Origin of the sequence: Actinomyces oris (genome assembly GCF_001937665.1) — a bacterium.
Taxonomy (GTDB): Bacteria; Actinomycetota; Actinomycetes; order Actinomycetales; family Actinomycetaceae; genus Actinomyces; species Actinomyces stomatis.
Map to the genome: position 1 here is coordinate 18,310 of NZ_MSKL01000010.1, position 22,605 is coordinate 40,914.

The window sequence follows — 22,605 nt, forward strand, 5'->3', positions numbered from 1 at the left end:
CGGTTACGGCCGGGCGGTGAGGACCGGGTTGTACAGGAGCCGGTTGGGCGTCGTCGGGCACTCCTCGCCCACGGCCATCGGCGCGATGAGCCGGTCGGCCCGCAGGTCCTCCAGGCGCGCCACCACGCGGTCGCGCAGCGTCCACGGGTCGATGGTGTTGAGGTAGATCTTCGTGCCTCCCTCAAAGCCCGCCAGGGTCGACACCCGCCACTTGAGCGTGATGTGCCAGGGCATGGGCTGGTCCACGTCGAGCGGCTTGTGGTGCCACTCCTCGTTGCTGGGCACGTCCGTGCCCGTGGCCGCGTGTAGGGCGTGCACCAGGTCGGCGACGGCGTCGATCTCCTCTCGGCTCATGAGCCACGGCTCGGGGACGGCCGACGTCGAGTACACCTCCAGCGTCGGGTACCGGTGCCCGAACCCGGCGAAGGCCACCGCGTGCTCGTTGCTCGCCACCAGCAGGCCCTGGTAGGCGGCGTAGTCCACCGCCATCTCGTTGTACAGGTTGGGGTTGGCCCGCACCTTCTGCAGCTCCAGCTGACTGGTCACGCCGCGCTCGTCGATGCCGACCAGCTGCTTGTGCAGGTGGTCGAAGCTCGCCCCGGCCGGGCGCAGCCAGTTCTGGAACACGGCCACGTAGCGCACCCAGCGGTTGGCCTCGTACAGGCTCTGCATCGCGTGGATCGCCAGGCGCGTGTAGGCGCGGTGCTCGGCCACGCTCAGCGTCCCTGAGCCGGCCAGGCCCGTGGTGTCGACGGCGTCGTCGGTGAAGTGGCGCCGACCGATGATGACGTCGTGGCCCCCGGCGAAGAAGGCCGCCAGGAAGGTGCGGCGGGTCCGCTCGTCCATCGAGTCCCAGGAGTCCGGGTCCGCGCCCGCGGCCGCCAGCTTGGTGCGCGCCACCCGCTCCACGTGCTCGACGCCGGCCGGCTCGGCGAGGTAGGCCTCCATGCGCTCGCGGGCGGCGTCGGGGATCTCGTAGCCGTGGTTGATGTGCCAGTAGTCGAAGGAGAGGATCTCGAAGAGGTTGGGCACCCGCCGGAACTCGGCCACCGTGTCGAACAGGGCGGATGCGGCGACGGCGTCGAGGCGCTCAAAGCCGCTGTCGGCCCCGCGCACGACGCGCGCCTTCTCCGGGGGCGTCTCCAGGTAGCGCGCCGAGCAGAAGGCGCAGCTGTGGGTGCGGTCGGCCTCCTCCAGCGGGCGGACCTCCGCCACCGGGTGCGAGATGGGCCGGTTGGCGCGGCCCGGCACGGTCCACACCTCGGTGCCGGTGAAGGGGCTGATCTGCTTGACCGTCCCATCGGCCAGGCGCGTGAGTGGTTCGGCGGAGGGGGAGTACGGCATGAGCATGCACCCATTGTGACGTGTTGTGACCCTCCCGCGCGCCCGGCGGCCCTGATGGCGGGCCCGGCCGGCCTCTGTGGACGGGGCGAGTCCTGCCTACAGGGGAATGATCTCGATATGTCGTCGATCCTGTGACGTGAGCGCCTGCACCATGCGTCCGTCCATGGTGGCGAGAACAGCGTTGTGACGTGCTGCGAGGTCCACCAGGTGCAGGTCGGTGACTTGTTTCGGGCCCTTCAGTCTCGAGAAGCTGATGGACGGCTTAGCAGGAGGGGCGTCGTCGACAAGGAACACGTGATCGTCAAGCGATGTCAGCTCATCGAGTCCGGAGAGCACATCAGCGGCCGCGATCTCGAATCCGGTGACTCGAGGATTCATGAGGAGACGCAGGTATGCGGCTTGGGTGATGGAACAGGTCGCCCACTGATCCACTCCGTCGAACCAGGCGCTGACCACCTCGTGGTGCGCATGGTTTGGGCAGCGACAATGCCACGAGGACATTGACGTCAAGCAGTCGCAGGCGATCAGTGGTCGTCATCTCGGTACTGCTCGATGAGCTCTGGCGTCACCACATGAGCCTGCTGGCCTGCGGGCGGGAAGAACAAGGGGATCCCGTGCCTACTGGTGCGGCCCCCGTGGGAGATTCCCCGGAGCGCGAGATCGGAGACGGCGCGCCCGAGTGACACGCCGTCGCGATGAGCGCGCTCACGAGCCAGGGACAGGACCCGGTCGTCGATCTCAAGTGTCGTCCTCATACGATCATGATCGCACCAGCGCATCACGGCATCAATGAGCCGATGAACTGTTGTGGATTCTGATGGCGGGCTCGGCCGGCCAAGGTCGGGGTAGTCTCACTGGCTCGTACGGACCTGGGCGCCGGGCCCGGCCCTGCGCCCGCACTGCCCGCACCCGACTGGAGACAAGGAGACGATATGGCCCAGGTTTTCACCTCTCTGCTGCTCATCGTCGCGGTGGCCTTCGTGGCGCCGCTGATCTCCTGGACCATTCCCAAGCGGCTCGTGCCCGAGGTCGTCCTCCTCATCCTGGGCGGAATGCTCATCGGCCCCCACGGCCTGGGGCTGGCCATCGAGGACTCCTCGATCGAGCTGCTGCGCGAGCTCGGCGTCGCCTTCCTCTTCCTCATGGCCGGCTACGAGATCGACATCAACGAGCTGCGCGGGGCGGGCGGGCGCCACGCCGCCGTCGCCTGGCTGCTCTCGCTGGGGCTGGCCTTCGGTGCGGTCAGCGTCATCGGGGTGACCGGAGGCGCGGCGTCGGCCAACGGCATCGCCATCGCCACTGCCATGACCTCCACGGCGATCGGCACGATCCTGCCGATCCTGCGCGACCGCGGTCTGCTGCCCACGGCGGTGGGCGCCTCGATCCTCAACCACGGCGCCGTCGGCGAGGTTGGGCCGATCCTCGTCATGGCGCTGCTGCTGGGCTCGCGCTCCACCTGGGCGAGCATGGTGATCCTGGCGGTCTTCCTCATCATCACCCTGCTCATCGTCCGCTTCACCAGCCGCGTCAAGCGCGTGGGGCGCCGTCTGGTCGAGGCCATCCACCTGGGGGCCTCGACGACGGCGCAGACCACCATCCGCGCCACCGTGCTGCTCCTGGTGGGGCTGTGCGCGATCGCCGCCATCTTCGACCTCGACGTCGTCCTGGGGGCCTTCGCCGCCGGCTTCGTCCTGCGCCACGCCCTGCCCGAGGGTGACGCCGAGTTCGAGGAGAAGCTCGACGGCCTGGCCTACGGGTTCTTCGTCCCGATCTTCTTCGTCACCTCCGGCATGGGTATCGAGGCCGGACTCGACGGCGGGGACCTGGTCAACCTGCTGGCCTTCTTCGTGCTGCTGGTGCTCGTGCGGGGTGTGCCGGTGTGGCTGGCCTCCCGGGCGGAGCGACGCAGGGACGGCTCACGCGCCTACTCGATGCGCCAGAGCCTCCAGATCGCCGTCTACTCGACGACGGCCCTGCCCATCATCGTGGCCGTCACCCAGGTGGCGGTCAGTGCCGAGGCCATGTCGACCTCCTTCGCCTCCACCCTCGTGCTGGCCGGGGTGCTGTCGGTGCTCGTCCTGCCGGCCGCCGGGCTGGTGCTGGGCCACCGCAGCGACCACGTGCCGGCCAACGAGGTGATGCGCGTGGTCCAGGGGCCGGCAGCTCCCGACGGGCGCACCCCCGAGGAGGCGACGGTCCCGGTCGGTGAGCAGGTCTCGGAGCCGCGCCGACCGGCGTCGCCGCCCAGCGGTATCAGACTGCCGGTGGGGGAGCGCACTCCGGCCGGAGGGGTGAGACGGCCGACGCAGCCCGACCTGGTGGGCCTGCCCGACCTGCGCGAGCAGGCGACGCCGGCGATTGCGCGGCTGGCCGAGCTGGGGATGCACGCCCGAGGGCTGTCGCTGGAGGAGTCGCACCGCCTGGCCGCTCGCCTGGCCGAGATCGAGCAGGATCACGCCCAGTGGCGCGAGCGCTGGCACCACCTGCGCAGACACGGCGGCACCTCCCGCGCGGCCCGGCGTCGTCGGCCCCGGGGCGAGTGACGCCCTTCTCGCCGACGGGGACATGTCGCGCGGCCGGGGACGTTCCACTCCAATGGGGGACATGTTGCGCCTCCGGGGCCAGGATTTCTGTCCCCGGAGGCGTCGAAGGTCCCCGCCGGGTGAGTTGTGTCCCCGACCGCGCAGAATGTCCCCCTCCGGTGGAGGGGGAGAGCGAGCGGGTGATTATCCCTGCTGGGCGAGCATCTGCTCGACCATCTCCTCCATGGACGTCTGGGCGGGTCGGTATCGGGTGCTCAGTTCGAGGCGGCTTCGGGAGGCGTCGGAGCGGACCGCGTAGCCCACGTTGCGCCGAATATAGGTTCGAGTCTGACCGAGCCGGGGTGCCATGGCCACGACGACGGGCCGGGGCAGGGCGCGCCGCGGCAACGGGAGCGACCTGCCGAAGCGTGGAATCAAAGTGCTTGTGAGAGCGAAGATGTCGGTGTCCTCCGCGGATGCGATGTAGCGGCCGTGGGCCTCAGGCAGGAAGGCGGCGGCGATATGCGCCTGGGCCACGTCGCGGACATCGACGACGCTGATTCCCACGCGCGGCGCTCCCAGGCGGGCAGTACCGTCGATCATCATCCGGATCGTGGAGAAGCTCTCGCTGGTGGGGGCGCTGCTCAGTGAGGGGCCGAGGATCATGGACGGGTTGATGGTCACCAGCCTCCACCGATCCTGCTCTGCGGCCAGTCGCCACGCCTCCTTCTCCGCAAGGGTCTTGGAGTAGGGGTAGGGCTCGTGGGACAGGGAGGAGGTGGTGTTCCAGCAGGTATCGGTCAGGATTCGCCCCGGGTAGCCCTGGATATCGGTGGCGTCGCCGTACATGGCGGCGATCGAGCTGGTGAGGACCACTCGCGTGACTGATGGTGTGCGCCCGACACCGGCCAGAACATTGCGGGTTCCTTGCAGTGCAGGTGCGACAAGGTCTCGTTGGGGATCGTCGACTGCGCGAATGAACGGTGAGGCGGTGTGGATGACGACCGCGCAGCCCTCCATCGCCTCGTCGTAGGAGCCGGGCTGGAGCAGGTCGCCGGCGAAGAGGCGCAGAGTACTCGGCGCCTGCTCGGCGATGCGGTTCAGGTGGGCCACCTTGCTCGTGTTCTGAGGGTCGCGTACGGCGGCATGGACGGTGAGGCCGGCGTCGAGCAGGCCCTTGGTGACCCAGCTGCCCAGGTAGCCGGTGGCGCCGGTGACCATGACGGGGCTGCTGGTGTCTACCGGGATGCCGCTCAGATCGATGGTGGAGTCGAAGTTGTCAGTGCTGTCAGTGTTGTCACTGGAGTGTGCTGCCGATGATTGCATGGCCGCATCCTGACACCCCTAGGAAACGAAGTCAATCAGTTTCATTATTGGTCGGTACGATCTCCCCATGAACGCAGTGGGCTCACAAGCACCGAGGAGCAAGCGCGCCCCGGGGCGGCCGGTTGACGCCGCTCTGGGGCCGGCGATCATGCTGGCCGTACGTGACCTCCTGGCCGAGAGTGGTTACGCAGCGCTGACGACGGCAGCGGTGGCTCGGCGCGCGGGCGTCTCCACCGCGACCCTCTACCGCCGGTGGCCCACCAAGCGCGAACTCGTCCTGGCCGCGACCAGACGCATGATCGAGACCGGCGTGGCCGACGAGGCTGTGGGGTCCGGTGCCGCCGTGGCCGAGGGTTTCGATACCGGTTCGCTGCGAGGGGACCTGCAGGCCTTCATCGCCTACAAGAACCGGGCGCTGTCAGGGGCCACAGGTCAGGCGGTGCTGTCGCTTCTGGGCGAGCTGCCTCAGGACCAGGAGCTCAGGGAGCTGTTTCTCGGTCAGCTCCTCGCCGCCACTCGCTCTCATTTGGAGCAGATTCGGGACCGGGCTCGGGCGCGCGGAGAGGGTGCCCCCGATGTGGAACCTCACGCCGGAGCCCGACTGGTCCTGGGCGCGGTCCTGGCCGGGGTCGCCTTTGCTGCCGGCGGTGACGGGGCCGAGCCGTTGTCCGACGTCGATCAGGATCTGCTGCTGCGTGCGCTCGGAGATGAATGACGGTACTCGCCGACGGGGACATGTCGCGCGGCCGGGGACGCTCCACTCCAGCCGGGGACGTCTCGCGCGTTCGGGGACAGGATTCCGGTCCCCGACGGCGTCGATGGTCCCCGCCCGGAAGGACACGCACCTGGCCGCGCAGAATGTCCCCGGCGGTGTCCGTTGAGTCGGCTCCCCGATCAGCTGGATGAGGCCAGCGCCCCGGCGCTCGCGGCCGCCACGATGGCCATCGTCACGGCCTCCACGGCCCGCTGCACCGCACGACCCACGGGATTCTCCCCCACGATCTCCTTGATCCGACGCTTGAGCTCGCCGCGGCTGAGTCCGGTCTCCTGCTGCGGCAGGACGGTCGGTGCGACACCGAGCGCCTGCAGGATCGACAGCAGGGCGACGTCGGCGCCGGTCGGTGGCTGCACCCCGCGCAGGGCGCCGTCGATGCGCGCTCGCAGCTGCCGCTCGGGGACGGGGTCGAGCGTCGGGTAACTGGGGTTCAGCGAACCGAACAGCCCGCCGGTGTGGACACGCACCACCCCGGCCGCCGCCAAGGACTCGGCGATGTGACGGGTGGGGTTGAGCTTGCCCCAGGCCACCAGGGAGGAGAATCGCTTGCCGTCCTTGGCGGGCAGGAGCTCCAGAGCCCGATCCAGCACGGGGTGCCCGGTCGGCTCGGAGCTGACGATGTAGATGCGGGGGTTGCGCTCCTCGGTCAGGCTGATACGGCCGGCCAGCAGCAGGTCGGTGAGCAGCGCGCCGGTGAGCCCGTAGACCGGGTACGTCATGCGGCTCTCCGGCTTCCCGGAGTCCTTGGTCAACAGGAGGAACAGTTCTTCACAGGTCAGCATCGCATTCATGACTCCAGTACAACGTGCCGTCATCAGAATGTGATCCCTCTGGGGTGCGAGATCCGGGCCCGGCCCGGCTCCTCCTCAAGGGGGAGGCATTCACCCACCCGACCGGGATGCGGCCGGCCCCTCGCCCCGTTCCCGCCTGACCGGGTGCGAGACCGGGCCGTTCGCGCTGGGCGTTCGATCGGCGCCCAGATGACACCCGAACGTGTCGCACCCCGCGTTTAACCTGGGGGCATGGCTCGCGCGATTCGGCATGACGACTGGCCGGTGGAGCTCACCGATGACCAGATCATCAGCCGGGTCGGTCACCAGGCCTTTCAGCGCGGGCTGGACTACGCGCGCAAGGGCCGGGTGCGGGGCATCGGCGTCGCCGGGAACGGGGACATCATCAGTGCCCAGTCCAAGGGCTCGGGCACGCGGACCTACCAGACCATGGTCTTCCGCAAGCAGAGCGCCCGGAGCGCCCCGGAGGCATGGGCCGGCACCTGCTCGTGCCCGGTGGGCAGCAACTGCAAGCACGTGGCCGCCCTGCTCATCACCGCGCGCACCCTGGCGCAGGAGGAGCCCGACGCCGCCCCCTCCTCCGGCCGGGTCGCCCCCTGGGAGAGCCGACTGGCCGACCTGCTGCGGGTGGAGCACGCCCCGCGCCGTCGGATGGCCCTGGAGATCATCGATGACCCCGGCAACATGTGGGGCACCCCCGCCGGCCTGTCCATGCTCCCGCTCATCGAGGGCAAGCGCGGCTGGAACCGGCAGGGGGCCTCCTGGAGCCAGATCGCCACCGGTGGCCTTGACGACGACGTCGACCCCGACGTCATGGGCGTCCTGCGCGAGCTGGCCGGAATAGCCGGCGGCCACGGCTTCTACTACGCCGACGACCGCCTCTCCCTGACGACCGCGCCCGCCCGCGTCTGGGACGTGCTGCGCCGAGGGGTGGCGGCCGGCCTGACCCTCACCACCGCCCAGCGCCACGGCATGCCCGTCCACCTCGCCGAGGGGCTGCGCGGCGGCATCCACCTCACCCGGGAGGAGGGAGGAGACGTCGTCATCACCCCCGCCGTGGAGATCGACGACGTCGAGGAGCTGCGGCGCCTCCAGGTCCCCGGACTGAGCCTCAACTTCTCCCTCATGCCCATCGGCGACCCCGTCCACGGCTTCTACACGTGGATGCCCGGACGCGAGCTGCTCCTCATGCCTCTCGAACCGCGCCCCAGCGAGGCCCTCTCCCGGGTGCTGCTGGGAGACGGCGAGGCCATCACCATCCCGGCCGGGGACGTCGAGCGCTTCGAGACCGAGCACCTCGAGGCCCTCACCCGGGCGCTGCCGGTCCTGTCCGCCGACGCCTCCATCCGCCTGCCCCGGCCCACGACGCTGCGCGCCGCGCTCGCGGTCCACGTCGACGCCGATGAGCACCACCTGACCACCGAGTGGTCCATCCGCTACATCAGCGAGAACGGCGAAGCCCGGCACAGTCACGGCCTCCCCGACCTCTCCTCGGCGGCCGAGGGCCGCATCGAGGGCGAGACCGCCGGCCGGGACATCGAGGGGGAGATCCGCCTGGCCCGAGAGGTCCTCAACCGCCTGCTGCCCCTGGCCGGCCGGCACCCGGCCCTCTGGCAGCCCCTGGACCTGCGAGGCATGGACACGGCTCGCTTCATGACCGAGACGCTGCCGGTCCTGCGCGAGCTGGAGGCCTTCGACGTCGAGGTCGACGACGACGTCCCCGACTACCGCGAGGCCGACGCCGCCCCCGTCATCACCACCAGCGTCAGCGATGACGAGGACCGCCCCGACTGGTTCTCCCTGTCCGTGCGCGTCCACGTGGGCCAGGAGGAGATCCCTCTGGCGCTGCTCATGGCGGCTGTGGCCACCGGGGAGCCCGAGGTGCTCCTGGAGTCGGGCACGTGGGTGAGCATCGACCGACCGGAGATCGAGGCCCTGGCCCGCCTCATGGAGGAGGGGCGCGAGCTGGCCGACCCGCAGGCGCAGGGCGAGCTGCGGGTCAGTGCCCTGCACGCCGGCTACTACGAGGTCCTGGAGTCACTCGGCGTCATCGAGCGGGCCACGGCCCGCTGGAAGGAGCGGGTCGGGCGGCTGCTGGAGCGGGCGCGCGCCGCCGAGGCCACCGCCGAGCACGCCGATGGGCGGTCCGCCGGGGGCGGCGACGCGGGCGGCACCGGCGAGGGAACCGGCGGGTTTTCCGTGCCCCGGGGGATGCGGGCGACGCTGCGCCCCTACCAGCTCGAGGGCTACCGCTGGCTGGACTTCCTGCGCCAGGCGGGCCTCGGCGGGGTCCTGGCCGACGACATGGGACTGGGCAAGACCGTCCAGGTGCTCGCCGCCGTCCAGCGCCTCATCGAGGAGCGCGAGGAGGCCCAGGGGCAGGGCCCGGCCGACGAGCCGACCAGCTCCGGCGACCCCGGTGAGCCGGAGGGGGCCGGGCCGGTGCTCGTCATCGCGCCGACCTCCGTCGTCGGCTCCTGGGTGGAGCAGGCCGAGCGCTTCTGCCCGGGGCTGCGGGTGCGGGCCGTGAGGCGGACGGCCGCCAAGCGCGAGGAGACCCTGACGCGGATCGCGGAGGGCTGCGACATCGTCGTCACCTCCTACACGATCGTGCGACTGTGTGAGGAGGAGTTCACCGCCCAGGACTGGGCCTGGGTGGTGTGCGACGAGGCCCAGTTCGTCAAGAACCACACCTCGGCCACTTACAAGGCCGTGCGGCGGCTGCGGTCGCCGTCGACCATCGCGATCACGGGCACGCCGCTGGAGAACTCGCTCATGGACCTGTGGGCGCTCATGAGCATCGCGGCGCCGGGGCTGCTGCCCGATCCCGAACGCTTCGGGCAGGTCTACCGCACGCCGATCGACCGCGGGGACACCGAGGCGCTGGGGCGGCTGCGGCGCAGGATGCGGCCCTTCCTGCTGCGGCGAACCAAGGAGCAGGTGGCCGCGGACCTGCCCGCCAAGACCGAGCAGGTCCTGGCCGTCGAGCTGGGCGCCAAGCACCGCAAGGCCTACGATCAGCGCCTGGCCCGCGAGCGGCAGAGGATCCTCGGGCTGCTGGAGGAGGACACGGCGCAGTCGCGCTTCATCGCGCTCAAGGCGCTCACCACCCTGCGGCAGATGGCGCTCGACCCGGCGCTCGTCGACGGCGGGGACGTAACCGAGCCCGGGGACGTTGAGACTCCCGGGACTGAGGGTTCAGCGGACATGGGCGGCGAGAGTCGCGAGAGCGGAGAGAACACGGCCGGCGGGAAGGGCGCCTCCGGTAGGAGGTCGGCCCGCGGCGCGAGGGGAGCGAAGGGCAAGGCCGTCACCGCCTCCGCGACGGGCCACAGGGGGCCGGGCCGACGGCCGAGCCCGTCGGCCAAGGTCGAGGTGCTGGTCGAGCACCTGGGGCCGATCCTCTCCGAGGGGCACCGCGCCCTCGTCTTCTCCCAGTTCACGCGCTACCTCTCCGGCGTGCGCGAGCACCTGGAGGCCACCGGTGTGCGAACCGCCTACATGGACGGCTCCACCCCCGACCGACAGAAGGTCATCGACGCCTTCCGGGCCGGCCAGGCCGACGTCTTCCTCATCTCCCTCAAGGCCGGCGGCTTCGGGCTCACGCTCACCGAGGCCGACTACGTCTTCCTGCTGGACCCGTGGTGGAACCCGCAGGCCGAGGAGCAGGCCGTCGACCGCACCCACCGGATCGGCCAGGACAAGCCGGTCATGGTCTACCGGCTCGTCTCGGCCGACACCATCGAGGAGAAGGTCATGGCCCTCAAGGAGAAGAAGGCCGAGCTCTTCGCCCGGGTCGTTGAGGGGACCGGCGAGGTCGAGACCGGCGGCGAAGGTGCTGGAGGGACGGCCGGGGCTACGGGCGCGGGTGGACTCAGTCCGGCGGCCCTCACCGCCGCCGAGATCCGCGAGCTCATCGAGGGCTGAGGCTCTCAATGCGGTCGAGCGCGGTCTGAGCTCCCCTGCGCCCGACCCCCGCACTGTGGACCCCGTTCGGCTGTGTCCTGGTGGGGTCCATCCGCGCGACCGACAGTGTCACCTCCCCTCGGCGCTGGGGACAATCCGCGTGAACAGGTGCGGGAGTCTGCCTTCGGGGACACTCTCTTCCGGCCGGGGACATCGTGCGCGTACGGGGACAGGAATCCTGTCCCCGACGGCGTCGAATGCCCCCGCCCGGAGTGGGACGCACCCGGCCGCGCAGAATGTCCCCGGCCGGGAGTGACCGTGGCGGTCTGCACCTCCCCTTCGGTGTCCTCCCCGCGCCATCCGACCATTGCTCCGTCGGTGCCTGCATGGTCCCATCCGCGCGGCCCGGCGGATCGGCGAAGGCGCTGGCGGTCCCCGGGTCCACAGAGCCGGGACTGCAGGTGGTCTCCACAGGGCTGAGAAGCCCCTGAGCGCGGGAACTCGGGGCAGCCCGATGCTGGTGGTGCGGGCACGGCGCCCGCTGGGGAGCAGCGGAGTGCTGGTCCCCACCTATCAGAGGAGAACCACCATGAGGAGACCCACCAGGACCGCCCTGCGCGCTCTGCGCACCAGTGTGATGCTGGCCCGTCCGGGTGATGCGTCAACGCTGCCGGACGTCATGCGGCGCCTGACGTCCCGGGAGGAGGGCATGGCCACCGCCGAGTACGCCATCGGGACCTTGGCGGCCGCGGCCTTCGCCGGCCTGCTGCTGGCGCTCATGCGCTCGGGCAGCCTGAGCGGGGCGTTGCAGTCCATCATCGAGTCGGCGCTCTCGGTGTGATGTGCGGCGTCATCGCAGCACGTGGGCGCGCTCGCCCCCGAGTGGCCCGGGCGCCCGGCGGTGGCCGACGTCGCCGCCCGGGTCCCGCTTCCCGCCGGCCTTCAGGCCGCGCGCAACCGCATCCCTCACCTGGTCGTCGACCCCACCGAGGCCACGGGGTCAACGACCAGGACGGGTGCTCTGGACGAGGAGAGCAGGGGATGGTGACGGCCGAGACGGCGCTGTCGCTGCCCGCCGTCGTCCTCGTGCTGCTGATGGTTCTGGCGGCGGTCAGCGCCGGCGTCACCCAGCTGCGGGTGGCCGACGCCGCCCGCACGGCGGCCCGCCAGGCCGCCATCGGCCAGGACGACTACACCGGCGCCGCCCAGCGCGTGGCCGGCGGGGTGAGCCTCGGCGTCGAGCAGGGCGAGCTCACCTGCGTCACCGCCGCCCGACCCGTTCCCGGACCCCTGGGCGGGCTGGGCCTGACGGCGCGCGCCCGCGCCTGCGCCTACACCGAACCGAGCGGCCCATGAACCGCCCACGAAGGGACGAGCGCGGTTCGGGGACGGTTTACGCCCTGGGTGTCATCGCGGTGCTGCTGACGGCGGCGGTCGGCATCGCGGGTCTCATCCAGGCCCAGAGCGCCACCGGTCGGGCCCGGGCCGCCGCCGACCTCGCGGCCATCTCCGGTGCCACGGTCCTGTCCTCGGTCATCGCCCCCGGTGACCCCTGTGCCATGGCGCAGCGCGTCGCGGACGCCAACGGCGCCTCGGTGAGTGCCTGCTCCGTGGCCGGCGAGGACGTCACCGTCAGCGTCGTCGTCCCGACGACGATCCTCGGCCTGCCCCGCCAGGCCACCGCCCGGGCCCGAGCCGGCCCCGTCGACGCCCCGCCCGAGCTGTGAATCGGCCCGGGCCTCAGTCCTCGACGGCGACGGTGGCGCCGCCCGCGAACTGGGCCGCGTGGAGGCGCGCGTAGGCGCCGCCCGCCGCGATGAGCTCATCGTGGCTGCCCTGCTCGACGATGTCACCGTGCTCCATCACCAGGATGGTGTCGGCGTCACGGATCGTCGACAGGCGGTGAGCAATGATGAAGCTCGTGCGGCCCTCGCGCAGCGCGTTCATCGCCTGCTGGACCAGCAGCTCGGTGCGGGTGTCCACCGAGCTGGTGGCCTCATCGAGGATGAGCACGGCCGGGTTGGCCACGAAGGCCCGCGCGATCGTGAGCAGCTGGCGCTCGCCGGCGGAGATGTTCGCGGCGTCCTCCTCCAGAACCGTGTCGTAGCCCTGTGGCAGGGCCTTGATGATGTGGTCGACGAAGCACGCCCTCGCAGCGGCCTCGACCTCCTCATCAGTGGCCCCGGGCCGCCCGTAGCGGATGTTCTCGCGGATCGTGCCGGCGAACAGCCACGGGTCCTGCAGAACCATGCCGGTCCGACGACGCACATCGTGGCGCGTCATAGTGGCGATGTCGCGCCCGTCGATGAGGATGCGTCCCCCGTCGAGCTCGTAGAAGCGCATGAGCAGGTTGACCAGGGTGGTCTTGCCCGCTCCCGTGGGCCCCACGATCGCGACCGTGTGCCCGGGGTCGACCCGCAGCGACAGGTCCCGGATGAGCTCGACCTCCGGGCTGTAGGAGAAGTGCACGTGCTCCATCTCGATGACGCCCGGCCCCGCCGGGCTCTTCGGCGAATCCGCTTGGGTGCCGGGGCGGGTCCCCGAGGTCCGGCCGGCATCGGCGGTCGCGGCGCCCGCTGCGCCCGTGGCGCCGGCGCTCTCCGGTGCGACGTCGTCGGGACGCTCCTCCTCGGCGTCGAGCAGCTCGAAGATCCGCTCGGCGCTCGCGGTCCCGGACTGCACGGCCGTGGCCATGCCGCCGAGCTGGCCCAGGGGCTGGGAGAACTGCTGGGAGTACTGGATGAAGGCCTGCACGTCGCCCAGACGCAGCGACCCGGAGGCGACCATGGCGCCGCCGACCACCGCGATGGCCACATAGTTGATGTTCCCGATGACCAGCATGATCGGCATCATGATGCCGGAGAGGAACTGGGCGCGCAGCGAGGCCCGGTAGAGCTCCTCGTTCTCGGCGGCGAAGGCCTCGCGCACCGACTCCGTGCGCCCGTAGACCTGCACCAGGGCGTGCCCGGAGAAGGACTCCTCCACTCGGGTGTTGATCTTGCCGGTGCGCGCCCACTGGTGGGTGAAGGCCTTCTGCGAGCGCGGCCCGATCACCCCGAAGACCACGCCCATGAGCGGGAACATGATGAGCGCCACCAGTGCCAGTTTCCAGGAGATGGAGAACATCATCCCCAGCACGCCCACCACCGTGAGGATCGCCGTCAGGGCGCCGGACAGGGACTGCTGGAGGGTGTTGGTGACGTTGTCGACGTCGTTGGTCAGGCGGCTGAGCAGCTCACCGCGCTGAACGGTGTCGAAGTAGCTCAGCGGCAGGCGGTGGACCTTGTCCTCCACCTGGGCGCGCAGCCGGTAGAGGGCCTTGATGGTGATGCGGTTGATGAGCCAGCCCTCAAGCCAGTTGAGCAGGCCCGAACCCACGTACAGGACCAGTACCACCGTCAGGATCTGCCCCAGGCGGGTGTAGTCGATGCCCGCGCCGGGAACGACGTCCATCGCCGAGAGCATGGAGGCGAAGTCATCCATCCCCCGCGCCCGCAGGGCCTCGATGGCCTGGGCCTTGGTGGTGCCGGCCGGCAGCATCGTGGAGACCACGCCCTCGAAGATGACGTTGGTGGCCTGGCCCAGCACCTTGGGGGCCGCCACGGCCAGCACGACCGTGCCCACGGCGGCCAGGGCCACGACCACCAGGGAGACCCGGTAGGCGCCCAGCAGCCCGACCATCCGTTTGAAGGAGGGCCAGAAGGCCTCGGCCTCGCCCGGGGGCGGCCCGTCGTGCCAGTCGCCCGAGGCTGCCTGCGCCTCAGCGGCCAGCTTGAGGTCCTCCTCGCTGAGCTCGTCGGGGCTGACGGCGGCGCTCGCACCGCTCCCGGCGTTGTCGCCGGTGTTCCTGCCGGCCTTCTTGCCCATGTGGCTGCTCGCGTTCCTGCTCATGCTGCGGCCTCCGCTCCGAGCTGGGAGGTGACGATCTCGCGGTAGACGGAGCAGGTGGCCAGCAGCTCGGTGTGCGTACCGCTGCCCACCAGGTGGCCGCCGTCCAGGACGAGGATCTGGTCGGCCTCGGTGATGGTGGAGACCCGCTGGGCCACGATCACCTTCGTGATGCCGGCCGTGGCCGGCCCCATGGCCTCACGCAGCCGCGCGTCGGTGGACACGTCCAGGGCGGAGAAGGAGTCGTCGAAGATGAGGATGTCGGGCCGGCGCACCAGGGCCCGGGCGATGGCCAGGCGCTGACGCTGACCGCCCGAGACATTCGTGCCGCCCTGGGCGATGGGCGCCTGAAGGCCCCCGTCCATCTCGGAGACGAAATCCTTGGCCTGGGCGACCTCCAGGGCCTCCCACAGCTCGTCGTCGGTGGCCTCCTCGCGCCCCAGGCGCAGGTTGGAGGCCACGGTCCCGGCGAACAGGAAGGGCTGCTGGGGCACGAGCCCCATCTGCGACCACAGCGCCTCGGGGTCGGCCTCGCGAACGTCGGTGCCGCCGATGAGCACCTGCCCGCTGCTGGCCTCCAGCAACCGGGCCAGCAGCCGCACCACCGTGGACTTGCCCGACGCCGTCGAGCCGACGATCGCCGTCGTCGTACCGGGCTGGACCGTGAAGCTCACCTCCGCCAGGACGCGGGCGTCGGCGTCGGGGTAGACGAAGGTGACGTCCCGCATCTCGACCTTTCCGGGAGCCGGGAAGATATCGACGGCGTCGGAGGAGGAGGTGATGGTCGGCGGCGTCGCCAGCACCTCGCTGATGCGCTCGGCGCAGACGGCGGCGCGCGGGATCATGATCGTCATGAAGCTCGCCATGACGATGCCCATGAGGATCTGCATGAGGTAGGACATGAAGGCGATGAGGGTGCCGACCTCCACGTCGCCGTCGCCGACCTGGTGGCCGCCGAACCAGATGACGCCGACGATCGTCACGTCCAGCACCAGCATCACCAGCGGGAACAGCAGGACGAAGAGCTGACCCACGCGCTCGCCGACCCGGGCGATATCGGTGTTGGCACCCTCGAAGCGCTCGGTCTCGGCCTCCTCGCGCACGAAGGCGCGGATGACCCGGATGCCGGTGAGCTGCTCACGCATCACCCGGTTGATGGTGTCGAGCTTGTCCTGGTAGGAGCGGAACAGGGGCAGCATCCGGCTCACGATGAGCCCCACCGCCACGAGCAGGATCGGCACCGACACCCCGATCAGCCACGACAGGCCCGGGGCGCGCGTGACCGCCATGAAGATGCCGCCCAGCGCCATGAACGGCGCCGTCACCAGCATCGTGGCACTCATCATCACCAGCATCTGGACCTGCTGGACGTCATTGGTGTTGCGGGTGATGAGCGAACCCGCCCCGAAGGCGGAGATCTCCCGCTCCGAGAAGCCGCTGACCCGGTCGAAGACCTCGCCGCGCAGGTCCCGGCCCATGCTCATCGCCGCGCGCGCCGCCAGGTAGGTCGCCAGCACCGTGCACACGCCCTGGGCCAGGCTGACCCCCAGCATGAACGCGCCCATCCGCCAGATATAACCGGTGTCCCCGGAGGCCACACCCTTGTCGATGATGTCGGCGTTGAGGGTGGGAAGGTACAGGGAGGCCATCACCTCAGCGAACTGAAGCACCAGGACGCACACCAGCAGCCCCGTATAGGGGCGCAAGTACGTGCGCAGTAATCGAAGGAGCATGCCGGGAACATATCAGCCTCACCTAGCGTGAGGGCCAGTGCCTGGTGCGGCGATCCTCAGCCGTCGAAGCCCGCCGCGTCGACGGCGTTCGGCTCGCCGGCGGCCCCGGTACCGGCCTCGACGCCGGAGGGCTCGGGGGACGCCGTCGGCGCCGCCTCGAGCAGGAGCCGCAGCAGGACGGTGGCCCCGGCCTTGTCCAGGGGCTCGTTGTTGTTGCCGCACTTGGGCGACTGCACGCACGAGGGGCAGCCGCTCGCGCAGCCGCACCCCTCGATGACGGCCAGCGTCGCCTCCAGCCAGTCGCGCCCGGCCCGGTAGCCGCGCTCGGCGAAACCCGCCCCGCCGGCGTGCCCGTCATGGACGAAGACCGTGGGCGCCCCCGTCTGTGGGTGCGCTGCGGTTGACAGTCCGCCGATGTCCCAGCGGTCGCAGGTCGCCAGCAGCGGCAGCATCCCGATGCTCGCGTGCTCGGCCGCGTGCAGGGCCCCGGGCAGGTCGGTGGGCTCCAGGCCCGCCGCCTCGCAGACCTCCTGCGGAATCGTCCACCACACGGCGGCGGTGGGCAGGACGTGCTCGTCCATCTCAAGGGCGTGCTGGGAGACGACCTCCCCTCCCGGCAGCGCCATGCGCTGGTAGCCGGTCACCTGACTGGTGACCTCCACCGACCCGAAGGACCAGGTGATCGCCGCCGTACCCGGGGGCTCGTGCCCGTCGCCGAGGGTCGACGCGACCCGCCTGCCGCCGGCCGGACTAGGACCGGGGCCGGAGCCGGCCGGCTCTTCGGGCTCGTGCGTTGACGGCTCATGGCAGTCGTCCGGCGTCCTCTCACCCGGCCGGCCCCAGACCTGCTGCTCGCGCTCGGCGATGATGCGCACGCTCGAGTGCGACCGGGCCCGTGTGCGGTAGCCGACCGCTGCCTTCTGCCGCACGAGGGCGACGTCGTCGGCCAGCTCCTCGACCACGTAGACGCGCCCCTGGTGGACGTAGACCGCGCCCTCGTGGATGGTGGAGTCGGCGGCCGCGCCGTCGACCGTGCCGATGACGACGCCCGTGTCGGCCTCCACCACCGGCACCTCGGGCGGCCCATCGCCGCGCAGGGAGGTCAGATCCTGGGGCCGCCCGGGCAGGTTCACGTTCCAGAACCAGCCCGTGGGTCGACGCCGCAGCGCGCCCCGGCCCTCCAGCTCGCGCAGCAGGGCGTCGTCGGGCAGGCCGAACAGGGCCAGGTCCGAGGCCCGCAAGGGCGCCTCGGAAGCGGCGGCGCACAGGTGGGGCGCGAGCACGTAGGGGTTGGCCGGGTCGAAGACCGTGGCCTCGGGGGCGGCGAAAACCGCCTCGGGATGATGCACCAGGTAGGCGTCCAGCGGATTGTCGGAGGCGATGAGGACGGCGAGGCCGCGGCCACCGGCACGTCCGGCCCGGCCCGCCTGCTGACCCAGCGAGACGCGCGTGCCTGGCCATCCGGCGATGAGGACCGCGTCCAGCCCGGTGACGTCGATGCCCAGCTCCAAGGCGTTGGTGGTGGCCAGGGCGCGCAGCCGACCTGAGCGCAGGTCAGCCTCCAGGGCCCGGCGCTCCTCGGGCAGATAGCCGCCGCGGTAGGCCGACACCGTGCCGATGAGCTCTGGCAGCGAGAGCCCCAGCGTGTGGCGGGCCCGCTCGGCCACGACCTCTGCCGAGCGACGAGAGCGCACGAACACCAGCGCCCGGGCACCCACGCTCAGCAGGTCCACGAGCAGCTCGGCGGCCTCGACGACGGCGCTGCGCCGCGCCGAAGGATCCTCACCAGGATCGCCCGAGTCCGGCTCGGTCGCCCGGGCCGAGTCCTGGGCTGGCTCGTCGTCAGGCGCAGGCAGCACCCAGGGGTCGCGCAGGGCCGGCTGCCACAGGGCCAGGGTGCGCTCCCCGGCGGGCGCGGCATCCTCGGTGACGGCCACGACGTCGTCTGGTGCGGCGCCGATGAGGCGGGCCGCGGTGAGGGCCGGCTCGGCCGCCGTCGCCGAGGCGCACAGGACGACCGGCTGCGGGCCGCGTGGGCGCAGTCGCGCCACGAGCCGCAGGAGGCGACGCAGCACGAGGGCGACGTGCGCCCCCAGGACCCCGCGGTAGGCGTGGCACTCGTCGATGACGATGTAGCGCAGGCCCCGCAGGAGACGGGTCCAGCGCTCGTGGCCCGGCAGCAGCGAGAAGTGGAGGAAGTCGGGGTTGGTCAGGACGACGTCGGCATGGGCACGCACCCAGTCTCGCTCGGGCAGGGGAGTGTCGCCGTCGCAGGTGCCGGCGCGCACCGTGCGCAGCGAGCCCGTGGGAGTGCCGGCCTCGCGCTGGACGGCCTCGAGCCCGCCGATGAGCCGATCGAGGGCTGCAGCCTGGTCGGCGGTGAGCGCCTTGGTGGGGGAGAGGTAGAGGGTGGTGGGGCGTCGGCCGTGGGCGGAGATGCGCGAGTCGGCGCCGGGGGACTGGGCGGCCAGGACGTCGGAGAGCGCCGGCAGCCATGCGGCCAGCGACTTGCCCGAGCCGGTGCCGGTGGCTAGGACCGTGTGGTGGCCGGCGTGGGCGGACTGTGCGGCGGTGACCTGGTGCGTCCATGGGCGCTCGACGCCGATGCGGCGGTAGGCGGCCACGAGGTCGGGGTCCGCCCACTTGGGCCAGTCGGCGTGGCAGCCTGGGCGGGCCGGGGTGCGTTGGAGGTGGACGAGCCTGCCGTCGCGTCCGCCGATGGACTCCAGGAGCCCGGTGAGGTCGCGTCTGGTCCCGTCTGCCATGGGGCACAGTGTGCACCACCGGTGGCCGTCGGCGTCCGACTCGCCTCTGCCGGTGTCCGGGCCCGAGCGCGGTGATCCCTCCTCGCCAGAAGTATCCCGTGCAAATCATCTACTCGAACTGCTGCGACCTGGCAGAATCCTCCCATGGGAATGAATACTTCCTCCGAGACTCGTCAGCGGATCCTGCAGTACTGGTGGATGCTGGAGCTATTCAGCCCACAGAAGGTACCTGAGCTGACTAAGCCGTCAACGCGTCCGAAGGACCGTCAGGTCATCGACTGGCAGCCTCGGGCGGCTCTGCCTTGGGAAGTGCTGCGCCCGCCGGCTCCGGTGAGTGGCACGTCTATGAAATGGCAGCACACCATCTACCTCGGCGTGTACGACCTCGAGGATATTTATCAGGATCTGCATTGTGCTTTCGCAGAGGACCAGGATGCCTATGACGAGCGCACGGCCGGAATCAGTGCCTGTGCCGCGGTTATGCTCGACGAGCGTGGAACGCTTATGGTGGACTCTGCGACGCTCTCCTCTGCGCTGTGGGCTGTAGCCCGGATCCGGAGCACCCGTGAAGTGCCGAGTCCACACTGGGGTGGTGGGTTCTCCCAGGCCGCAGAAGAGTTCACGAAAGCGGTGGATGCCTTCGAGGGAGATCGTCGTGAGGCGGCTGGTACGGAGAAACCTCCTGCTCAGGAGGCAGACTCATTGCAGGAACTGCTGCGTATCGCTCACAAGGTCTCGGGAATTGCCGGAGTGTCCGGACTGGCCAGTGAGCGCATCATCATCTCGTCGGTCGCCGTCTCCAGTCGTCGCACTGATGATGCGATCGCGGACATCGACTTTCTCAACAGCTTCTTCCTCGATGATCTCGCTGCCGTCACGAGAGAACTGTCAAATGGAAGTTGTCCGCCGGCACTGTCTGAGTACCTGACCGCCGACGCCGATCTCCCCTTGGGGCAGCGGGCGGACGTTATCCGGGATAACGCCGTTGCTGACGCCGGAGTCCAGGTTGACAGGTTGCCGAAAGGTCGGTGGCCCTCCAACCCTGAGCACGGCCTGGCGCTGCGCCAGCAGTTCGCCGTCAACCGGGCCTTGGATGATCTGTCTGATGCAGGTGGTCTGATGGGGGTCAACGGACCGCCCGGTACTGGCAAGACAACGATGCTGCGCGACATCCTTGCCGGCAATGTCGTTGAACGTGCGCGGCGCCTCGCCGAATTGGAGAGCCCAGACGACGCCTTCACCACGACCACGCACTGCTGGCAGTCCGGTGATGGCTTCCGACGTGAGGTGCGTCAGCTCCAGCCGACGCTGACTGGATTCGAGATGGTCGTCGCTTCAGCGAACAACACCGCTGTTGAGAACATTAGCGTTGAGATTCCCGCCCTTGGTGCGATCGATGGCAAATGGCGGGGAGACGCCGACTATTTTGCTGACATCGCCTCCGCGACTCTGGCGGCCTCGGAGGTCGGGGAAAAGAAACGTGAGGATGCCGAGGGAACGGAGCGGAAGGCCTGGGGCCTGGTGGCGGCTCGACTAGGCAACAAGCGGAATCGGGGAGCCTTCCGCTCAGCCTTCTGGTTTGACATCACAGGCCGGGACAAAAAACCCATTCCGGGAACTGCTCCGCGCATGCAGACGCGTCTGAATCAGTGGCGTGACGGAAAGGTGCCATATAAGAGTTGGTCGCAGGCACGAGAAGACTTCCGTCGGGCCGAACGGCATGTCGATGAGCTCCTCGCTCAGCGGGAGGCGGCTCAGTGGCGAATAGAACGTCTCAAGGCTGCCCTCAGGGAGGAACCGGAGCTCGCTGCGCAGGCTCAGCACCTCACAGTGGCGGCCACCGAGGCTGCGGACGAGAGGCGGAAGTACACGAATATCGTTGAGCGTGCGCAGACGGAGTACTCCGAGGCTGGCAGCATCCGGAACCGGCACGCCGAGACCAGGCCCGGGGTGCTCGAGACGCTCTTCACCTTGGGGCGAGCTGCTCGCGAGTGGAGGGAACGGTTGGAGCCACTCGAGGAGCAGTTGCGGACAGCGGAGCAGAACTGGCAGCAGGTGCGTCAGTATGCGCAGTCCCTCGACGAGCGAGCGCGGTACATCTCTGGTGAGTTGGCAAGCACTGAGAATCGACGTAAGTGCCTCTCCCAGGAAGTGGCCGACCTGCGCCGGCAGGTAGCTGAGGACCGTGAGCACTATGGGCGCGGGTACCCGGATGAGAGGCGGGATAGAGAGGACCGCGAGAAGTATGCCCCATGGCTCGACGCAGAGCTCGATGAGGCTCGGTCCGACCTGTTTCTGGCAGCGTTGAGGCTCCATGAGGACTTTCTGGCCAATACGGCCGGGGATATGGTGAAGGGGCTGCGTGCAGCTGTTGAGGTGGTTGCCGGTGCATACCCGCGTAACCTGGAGCCCGAAAAAGTACGTGCAGCGTGGCAGACCTTCTTCCTGGTCGTGCCGATGGTTTCGACGACTTTCGCGTCCTTTGGGCGCATGTTCGCAGGACTTGGTCCCGAGTCTCTCGGATGGCTACTTATTGATGAGGCCGGGCAGGCCTGCCCGCAGTACGCCGTCGGAGGGATCTGGCGATCCCGGCGGGTCGTCGCCGTTGGTGACCCGTTGCAGTTGCAGCCGGTAGTGACGATGCCGCGTAAGGCCCAGTATGACATCGCTGCTGCGTTCGGTGTCTCATCGGTCTGGATCCCGCCGCTCGCCTCGGTCCAGACTCTCGCTGACCGCGTTTCACGCCATGGGACCACTCTGTATCACGGAGAGAAGCCCATGTGGGTGGGTGCGCCACTGACGGTGCATCGTCGATGCGACGATCCGATGTTCAGACTGTGTAATGAGATCGCCTACGGGGGCATGATGGTGAGCGGCGTTCAGCGCCGCCTAGATGATCCCGATCGCCCCGATCTTTTTGACGGGCCTCGTGAGCAGAAGGTATCACCGAGCCGTTGGATCGATGTCCCAGCAAGAACGCCTGGCACACATCTTCAGGGCAATCAGATCGAGGAGCTGCGCAAACAGATCGATCAGCTCCAGGCTCAGGGTGTTGCCACGTCGCAAATCATCGCTATCTCGCCATTCCGGGTGGTAGCTAACGCGTTGGGGACCCTCAAGGGGAGATATCCCGGATTGCGCGGCGGTACGATTCATACCGCCCAGGGCCGGGAGGCGGATGTGGTCTTCCTTGTTCTGGGCGGCGATCCAGCCGCTCCGGGGGCGAAGGCCTGGGCCTCGTCGACCGTCAATCTCGTCAATGTCGCCGCGAGCCGAGCGAAGCGTCGTCTCTACGTTATCGGTGACCGCACCGCCTGGGCGCAGTATCCGTATTTCGCGGACCTCGCCTCTGCACTCGCCCCGGAGCCTCAGCAGGCCGTGGATACGGTGGGCTGAACGAGAGCACCGACAGGACTGGAAGGCGCAAGGTGTCGTTGAAGGTCCAGTGAGACACCGTTCTCCGATTGCCTGCACCCCGGTTGTCGTAGTCCTACCTTATGTCCCCCGTTCGAGGGGTAGAGGGGGGCGAACGCGACACCCACCCCACGACCGCGC

General features: G+C 69.8%; 16 protein-coding genes. 8 read left to right on the forward strand and 8 right to left on the reverse strand.

The window, feature by feature from the left end; all coding sequences use genetic code 11:
- Positions 1-3: 3 nt before the first annotated feature.
- The 3 genes from BKH28_RS04955 to BKH28_RS04965 form a co-directional block, all read right to left on the reverse strand.
- A complete protein-coding gene (locus BKH28_RS04955) occupies positions 4-1,350 on the reverse strand; it encodes a DUF4921 family protein (RefSeq protein WP_075417759.1) in 1,347 nt (448 codons plus the stop codon).
- A gap of 90 nt (positions 1,351-1,440) precedes the next feature.
- Positions 1,441-1,800 carry a VapC toxin family PIN domain ribonuclease gene (locus tag BKH28_RS13170; RefSeq protein ID WP_256695492.1) on the reverse strand — a complete coding sequence of 120 codons (360 nt, stop codon included), beginning with the start codon at positions 1,798-1,800 and terminating at the stop codon, positions 1,441-1,443.
- Positions 1,801-1,868: 68 nt separating this feature from the next.
- Positions 1,869-2,099: a DUF2191 domain-containing protein gene (locus tag BKH28_RS04965; protein ID WP_010615473.1), complete on the reverse strand. Its 231-nt coding sequence runs from the start codon at positions 2,097-2,099 to the stop codon at positions 1,869-1,871.
- Between the two features lie 177 nt (positions 2,100-2,276).
- Between BKH28_RS04965 and BKH28_RS04970 the strand changes: the two genes are divergently transcribed.
- The gene (locus BKH28_RS04970; RefSeq protein ID WP_075417760.1) at positions 2,277-3,887 is read left to right on the forward strand and encodes a cation:proton antiporter; all 1,611 of its coding nucleotides are present in this window, start codon (positions 2,277-2,279) and stop codon (positions 3,885-3,887) included.
- A gap of 183 nt (positions 3,888-4,070) precedes the next feature.
- Here the strand turns inward: BKH28_RS04970 and BKH28_RS04975 are convergent, their stop codons facing one another.
- Complete coding sequence (locus tag BKH28_RS04975; protein WP_075417761.1) at positions 4,071-5,192, reverse strand: NAD-dependent epimerase/dehydratase family protein; 1,122 nt, start codon at positions 5,190-5,192, stop codon at positions 4,071-4,073.
- 67 nt (positions 5,193-5,259) lie between these two features.
- Between BKH28_RS04975 and BKH28_RS04980 the strand changes: the two genes are divergently transcribed.
- Positions 5,260-5,907, forward strand: coding sequence for a TetR/AcrR family transcriptional regulator (locus BKH28_RS04980; RefSeq protein ID WP_143224068.1), 648 nt, complete (start codon positions 5,260-5,262; stop codon positions 5,905-5,907).
- A 179-nt stretch (positions 5,908-6,086) separates the two neighbouring features.
- Here the strand turns inward: BKH28_RS04980 and BKH28_RS04985 are convergent, their stop codons facing one another.
- On the reverse strand, positions 6,087-6,749 hold the full coding sequence (locus BKH28_RS04985; protein ID WP_075417762.1) for a GOLPH3/VPS74 family protein: 663 nt from the start codon (positions 6,747-6,749) through the stop codon (positions 6,087-6,089).
- Between the two features lie 240 nt (positions 6,750-6,989).
- Here BKH28_RS04985 and BKH28_RS04990 point away from each other — a divergent pair, with 240 nt between their 5' ends.
- The 5 genes from BKH28_RS04990 (at position 6,990) to BKH28_RS05010 (ending at position 12,391) form a co-directional block, all read left to right on the forward strand.
- Entirely contained in the window at positions 6,990-10,685 is a 3,696-nt protein-coding gene (locus BKH28_RS04990; RefSeq protein WP_075417763.1) for a DEAD/DEAH box helicase, read from the forward strand.
- Between the two features lie 568 nt (positions 10,686-11,253).
- On the forward strand, positions 11,254-11,505 hold the full coding sequence (locus BKH28_RS04995; RefSeq protein WP_081380044.1) for a DUF4244 domain-containing protein: 252 nt from the start codon (positions 11,254-11,256) through the stop codon (positions 11,503-11,505).
- Positions 11,506-11,526: 21 nt separating this feature from the next.
- Complete coding sequence (locus tag BKH28_RS05000; protein WP_075417764.1) at positions 11,527-11,712, forward strand: hypothetical protein; 186 nt, start codon at positions 11,527-11,529, stop codon at positions 11,710-11,712.
- Positions 11,706-12,020, forward strand: coding sequence for a TadE family type IV pilus minor pilin (locus tag BKH28_RS05005; protein WP_075417765.1), 315 nt, complete (start codon positions 11,706-11,708; stop codon positions 12,018-12,020). Before BKH28_RS05000 ends, BKH28_RS05005 begins: the two co-directional genes overlap by 7 nt.
- A complete protein-coding gene (locus BKH28_RS05010; RefSeq protein WP_075417766.1) occupies positions 12,017-12,391 on the forward strand; it encodes an Rv3654c family TadE-like protein in 375 nt (124 codons plus the stop codon). Before BKH28_RS05005 ends, BKH28_RS05010 begins: the two co-directional genes overlap by 4 nt.
- 13 nt (positions 12,392-12,404) lie before the next feature.
- Here BKH28_RS05010 and BKH28_RS05015 read toward each other — a convergent pair whose 3' ends face one another.
- The 3 genes from BKH28_RS05015 to BKH28_RS05025 are packed head-to-tail and all read right to left on the reverse strand — an operon-like array spanning position 12,405 to position 19,050.
- Positions 12,405-14,555: an ABC transporter ATP-binding protein gene (locus tag BKH28_RS05015; RefSeq protein ID WP_075417767.1), complete on the reverse strand. Its 2,151-nt coding sequence runs from the start codon at positions 14,553-14,555 to the stop codon at positions 12,405-12,407.
- Positions 14,552-16,285, reverse strand: a complete 1,734-nt coding sequence (locus BKH28_RS05020) for an ABC transporter ATP-binding protein (RefSeq protein ID WP_075417768.1) — start codon at positions 16,283-16,285, stop codon at positions 14,552-14,554. The genes BKH28_RS05015 and BKH28_RS05020 overlap by 4 nt, the downstream gene beginning before the upstream one ends.
- Before the next feature lie 56 nt (positions 16,286-16,341).
- A complete protein-coding gene (locus BKH28_RS05025; RefSeq protein ID WP_256695494.1) occupies positions 16,342-19,050 on the reverse strand; it encodes a DEAD/DEAH box helicase in 2,709 nt (902 codons plus the stop codon).
- Positions 19,051-19,194: 144 nt separating this feature from the next.
- Here BKH28_RS05025 and BKH28_RS05030 point away from each other — a divergent pair, with 144 nt between their 5' ends.
- Entirely contained in the window at positions 19,195-22,446 is a 3,252-nt protein-coding gene (locus BKH28_RS05030; RefSeq protein WP_075417769.1) for a DEAD/DEAH box helicase, read from the forward strand.
- Positions 22,447-22,605: the final 159 nt, after the last annotated feature.

What these genes read in the sequence shown, in the direction of transcription:
- BKH28_RS04955 (WP_075417759.1), bottom strand. Translation starts at nt 1,350, where the DNA reads ATGCTCATGCCGTACTCCCCCTCCGCCGAACCACTCACGCGCCTGGCC.
- BKH28_RS04965 (WP_010615473.1), bottom strand. Translation starts at nt 2,099, where the DNA reads ATGAGGACGACACTTGAGATCGACGACCGGGTCCTGTCCCTGGCTCGT.
- BKH28_RS04970 (WP_075417760.1), top strand. Translation starts at nt 2,277, where the DNA reads ATGGCCCAGGTTTTCACCTCTCTGCTGCTCATCGTCGCGGTGGCCTTC.
- BKH28_RS04975 (WP_075417761.1), bottom strand. Translation starts at nt 5,192, where the DNA reads ATGCAATCATCGGCAGCACACTCCAGTGACAACACTGACAGCACTGAC.
- BKH28_RS04980 (WP_143224068.1), top strand. Translation starts at nt 5,260, where the DNA reads ATGAACGCAGTGGGCTCACAAGCACCGAGGAGCAAGCGCGCCCCGGGG.
- BKH28_RS04985 (WP_075417762.1), bottom strand. Translation starts at nt 6,749, where the DNA reads ATGCTGACCTGTGAAGAACTGTTCCTCCTGTTGACCAAGGACTCCGGG.
- BKH28_RS04990 (WP_075417763.1), top strand. Translation starts at nt 6,990, where the DNA reads ATGGCTCGCGCGATTCGGCATGACGACTGGCCGGTGGAGCTCACCGAT.
- BKH28_RS04995 (WP_081380044.1), top strand. Translation starts at nt 11,254, where the DNA reads ATGAGGAGACCCACCAGGACCGCCCTGCGCGCTCTGCGCACCAGTGTG.
- BKH28_RS05005 (WP_075417765.1), top strand. Translation starts at nt 11,706, where the DNA reads ATGGTGACGGCCGAGACGGCGCTGTCGCTGCCCGCCGTCGTCCTCGTG.
- BKH28_RS05010 (WP_075417766.1), top strand. Translation starts at nt 12,017, where the DNA reads ATGAACCGCCCACGAAGGGACGAGCGCGGTTCGGGGACGGTTTACGCC.
- BKH28_RS05015 (WP_075417767.1), bottom strand. Translation starts at nt 14,555, where the DNA reads ATGAGCAGGAACGCGAGCAGCCACATGGGCAAGAAGGCCGGCAGGAAC.
- BKH28_RS05020 (WP_075417768.1), bottom strand. Translation starts at nt 16,285, where the DNA reads ATGCTCCTTCGATTACTGCGCACGTACTTGCGCCCCTATACGGGGCTG.
- BKH28_RS05025 (WP_256695494.1), bottom strand. Translation starts at nt 19,050, where the DNA reads ATGGCAGACGGGACCAGACGCGACCTCACCGGGCTCCTGGAGTCCATC.
- BKH28_RS05030 (WP_075417769.1), top strand. Translation starts at nt 19,195, where the DNA reads ATGGGAATGAATACTTCCTCCGAGACTCGTCAGCGGATCCTGCAGTAC.